Source organism: Roseofilum sp. Guam (genome assembly GCF_017746735.1).
GTDB lineage: Bacteria > Cyanobacteriota > Cyanobacteriia > Cyanobacteriales > Desertifilaceae > Roseofilum > Roseofilum reptotaenium.
On record NZ_JAGHZN010000118.1, the window covers coordinates 1 to 4,333 of the forward strand.

The 4,333-nt window shown below is 42.7% G+C and carries 4 protein-coding genes and 1 tRNA gene; 2 read left to right on the top strand and 3 right to left on the bottom strand.

The window, feature by feature from the left end:
• Window positions 1-104 precede the first annotated feature (104 nt).
• Window positions 105-392, top strand: a complete 288-nt coding sequence (locus tag J7529_RS24410) for a Bro-N domain-containing protein (RefSeq protein WP_318731148.1) — start codon at window positions 105-107, stop codon at window positions 390-392.
• A gap of 592 nt (window positions 393-984) precedes the next feature.
• Window positions 985-1,560: a hypothetical protein gene (locus J7529_RS24415; RefSeq protein WP_318731145.1), complete on the top strand. Its 576-nt coding sequence runs from the start codon at window positions 985-987 to the stop codon at window positions 1,558-1,560.
• Between the two features lie 128 nt (window positions 1,561-1,688).
• Here the strand turns inward: J7529_RS24415 and J7529_RS24420 are convergent, their stop codons facing one another.
• The 3 genes from J7529_RS24420 to J7529_RS24430 form a co-directional block, all read right to left on the bottom strand.
• On the bottom strand, window positions 1,689-3,221 hold the full coding sequence (locus J7529_RS24420; protein ID WP_318731146.1) for a hypothetical protein: 1,533 nt from the start codon (window positions 3,219-3,221) through the stop codon (window positions 1,689-1,691).
• Window positions 3,222-3,501: 280 nt separating this feature from the next.
• A tRNA-Asn gene (locus J7529_RS24425) sits at window positions 3,502-3,573 on the bottom strand.
• Between the two features lie 263 nt (window positions 3,574-3,836).
• Window positions 3,837-4,187 (bottom strand): 3'-5' exonuclease, encoded by a 351-nt coding sequence (locus J7529_RS24430; protein WP_318731147.1) that lies wholly within the window; start codon window positions 4,185-4,187, stop codon window positions 3,837-3,839.
• Between the last annotated feature and the right edge of the window lie 146 nt (window positions 4,188-4,333).

A 4,333-nucleotide genomic window follows, 5' to 3' on the forward strand; every position in this document is an offset into this window, starting at 1 on the left:
CGGTTTATCTTTGGCAGCCGCAATCTGTTGATAAGAGCAATCAGCGATTTTATTGAAGCAACGCTGTTGGTACTGCTGAGGTTCCAGAGTGGGTAGCTGCTGATATTGTTGCTGTTCTTTATCCTGGTTCTGACCACAAAAATAGAACCGCTTATGCCAAGAGTGTTCGTAGTGAATGGAAGGGTCTGCGCTCAGTACAGACCCCTGGAGGTATGCAATCAATGGTGACATTATTTGAGCCAGGACTCTATCACCTCATCACTCACTCCAAGAGTCCCCTAGCCATTCCTTTCCAGAAGTGGGTGTTTGAGGAGGTTTTACCTTCGATTAGAAGAACGGGTTCTTACAGAGGGATTGTCTGTGGGGAAGAAGAACGCTATCGCTATTATTAATTAAATTAATTAAAATTAATAAAAATATTATATTAACGATTGAGCTATTCTTTCGTTAATAACACTAATGAATAAAATAATTTAACTTTTTTATTAAACTGAGTTGTAAATATAGTTTGCTATTCTCTGATTTATTACTCTTCCTCTTACTCTGATTAGGTAAATGGAGGGTGAACTCTTGGAAGAGAGAGAGGTAAAGGACTAGGGCTTCTCATATTCTTGAAGTCACGACGTAAATTTACGTCGTAATCTTAGGAGTATGCAGGAGGGATGAGAGAAGAGAGAGATATATAAAGTTTTTTTTGCTTTCTTCTCACAGAAAATCCCCCTGCCAGCTACCCGAATAAGAGAAATAATATCAGCTCAAGTGACAGTAGTCAGGGGCGAAGTATGAGCCGATAGGGAACCCTTGACGGATGGAACGAGCTGATTAGTCTACATTTATTCGGGTAGTTTGGTAACGGAATAAATAGTATAACTTCACCCATTTCAAACTGGAATATCAATAGCTTTTACTAATCAATAAGATGTCCAATAATCAGTTTTGCTTAACTATAATAGTGTTATGTAGTCATTAAGTGAAGAAAAGACTATGAAATTATCAGAAGAATTCGCCAAAGTCATTACTCAAGCAGAGAGGGCAACTGTTCGTTTCTTTGATGGATTAGAGATTGATGGATACAGGATGCCTGATGGTGAGTTTCGTGTTGGATTAGAGGGAGTAAGTTCGGCTGTCGGTTTCACTAAAGATTGGCTTCCACAGGCCTTCAGAAGGGATGGAAAAACCTTAAAAGCTTTACAGGGAATTGGTTTCACAGCCCTTCAGTTAGAGGTGTCTATTGGGAGGAGCGGTAGAGCGGGTGCTTCCAAAGTGAAGACCATCTCACTCAATGATTTCAGTCTGGTGATTGTGTATGCAGCTTCCAAAGGCAAGAAAGAAGCCTTGGCTCTTCAATCTTCCCTGACCATTATGGCTCTTGGGGACTTCTTCCGAGATGCTTTCGGCGAAACCCCTCTTACCATTGACGAGAAGCGCCGTATATTCTACGAGTCCTATGCAGCAACAATTAGCCCAGAGAACTGGAGAGCAATGGATAAAGAAGAGATTCTTGCCTTAGCTTTTCCAGGAGATGAACCTCACTTAGCTTGGGGAATGTGGAACCAATAATATTATTCCGGCTATTCCCTTCACTAAGATTACCAAAAAAAAAGACCCCATAATGGGGTCTTTTAGTAATTGGAGGCTAGGAGAAAACGCTCTTTCTTCTCAGATATTTGCTTCCATTCTAGCCAACCTTAGCCAATTCTGGGAAGGTCGTCGTTACCTCCTAAAAGTTCATTGAGCCTGGCGTTCTCCTTCTTCAGGAAGAGAATGGTTTCCTCTAGGGATTTAATGGTCTCCTGAGCTTGGGTGAGTTCTGATTCAAGTTCCCTAACTTTCTGATTACCGCTAATGTCAGAGGTCATTAGTTCTACTTCAGAGCTAACAGAAAGGTGTCCATAATAAGAGTCATTCATGTTGTCAGAATGTCCTAAAGACCATGACCGTTGTTTGGTCGTCAAACCAGCAATTGTGCCATGGTAATTTGCCAGATGGCGTAGGGCATGAGTTTGGGTGAAACCTTGACCGCCTACTTGCTTGATATAGTCGGATAACCTTAGCCCCATTCTACGAGTATAGGCATTCTTAAAAGTCTTTGGGTCACTGTCAGATTTGGGGATACATTCAGGCATTGGAACCGATGGATTTTTAATGTCTAATAATTCAATCAAACTAGGGTAATTTGGGTGAATCATTGGCGCTGATATTCGTTTTCCAGTTTTAATGGTTATCCAGTGGCGTTTACCACTGGTGTCAGTTATCCAAAACCCATCGCCCAAAACTGCAATATTCTCTGTGTTTTCTGGGTCATAGAGTGCCAGGAAAACCCTATCCCCTCTCTTGACGGGTTTATCAAGATTGAGAATGGCTTTGAATTCAGAAGCACGAAAACCATAGAGCAGGTTAAAACTGAATGCCTTAAACCATGACCTACGATTACCTAAAGCTTCTTGCTGCTTTTTGGTTAACAGATACCCATTGAGTCCTAGAACTCTATCCCTAAAGTCTATAAAAGACTCAATATCAATGGTTTGTTGCTTGGTTTTACTAACTACTTTGATGACTCCAAAATGGTTAGTAACTTTGTCAAGTTCTTGAGGTAACTTGCAATCCCTGAGAAGCTTACAACAAGCGGTGTAGGCGTTCTTGAATCCCTTGGTCTTCTTACGGTGTAATTCTCCCCAATGCTTCATGATTTCAGAGATGAGATTTTCACCATTAAGTTTAAGCTTAGGATTAAGTCTCTGGTGATGGTTTCCGTAGGTTAGCTGGTAATTAGCTAGGGTATTAACCTGAGATTTTTCCTCACTCCTGTCCCTACCGCACTTGTCATAGCCTGAAAGATAGTTTTTCTTCACAATCTCAATGGCATCGCCAATAGTTAGGCAATCATCAACCAGGGTTTTAGTCCCTTTGATTTCTGACTCGTACCATTCCCAGAATTCGGACTCTGACTCAAGGGTCTTGAGTTTGTCCGAAACGGCGATCGCCTTAGCCAGAGCATTGACGCAACCATCACGAGTAAAGGATTCATTACAGCTATTGTCAGAGTTGCCTGACCTGGTAGCTGTTTTGAATCGGAGAAAGAGTCGTCCCCGGACTTGGGTAATCCGAACGCCCTTGGGGGTACTCTTCTGGCAAGCTTTGAGGTAAGCCCTCACTAGCTCATGGTCTACCAATTTGGATGGGTCAATTTGGTTAGAGTGGAAATACTTGTAGGTGTCCATGTTTCACACACTTTTCACACATTTTCAAGGTTCAAAGTGTGAAACATATGTGACAGAAAGCTTCTAGCTACTCAAATGGCGTTAGCCCTAAGAAGTAGGTCGGGTTCAAATCCCTCTCTCTCCGTCTGAAATAATCCTAGGTAGAGAGCGACTCTCACCCTCAGAAGGGGTTCAATACCTTTGCCTAAAATCTGCCTAAAACCACTCTACCACCAGAGGAGGAGATAGGACAGAAAAGGGTAATGGTACTACAGGTGATTGAGGTTGTAGCACAAAAGAACTCCCCAGATTGGGCTCGAACCAACATCCTATCGGTTAACAGTCGATCGCTCTACCATTGAGCTACTGGAGAAAGGGTTGCCCCTATTTTCACGATTTATCCCAAAAACATGACTACAGCGAACGAACGAGCTTTAGGAAATCAAGCCAAAAGTTATCACGCCGTCGATAATTGGGTCTGACCCTTCCCGTGATATCCAACCATGCATGTCCCAAAAGACAGTTCTATCTCCCGACCAGAGACGTTTCGCAAAATAGCGGGCAATCATAAAATCATGGATTAGTTCTATCATCTCTTTCCTCCTTTTATCTAGCTTTCGTGAAGGTCTCTACTAACTAACCGTCCATCTCCTCTTGCTCACAAAAATATGATTCATGCCACTCTTGGTGTGCTTGTTCTTCCAGCCAACCCTCCCAATCTAGTTCCTCTTCATCCTCTTGGTTTTCGATATCGCTAATCCTCTCACCAGACAACCGTTCAGCCCAATTTATCTCCCCCACAATGAACAGGCTCCGTTTAGCCCGTGTGAGAGCCACATAGAGCAAATTATTCTCCTGCTCCTTTTGCCATTCCAATTGTTTGCGCCAGCGCATCGGCATAGCATTAGGCTTAATGATAAAAACGCGATCGCTCTCCAGCCCCTTAGCTCGGTGAACCGTGCAGAGAGTGATGGGAGAAACCCACATTCCGGACGACAAAATGTAGTACAACAGTTCGAGCCAGGTCAGTGAGTATTGAAGCTGACCAAAAAAGGAGGAACAAAGACTCCTCGAACTGTCATACTAGAGAGGAAATAGATGAAAGTCAACCGTAGATATGTCAGTAGAAATAA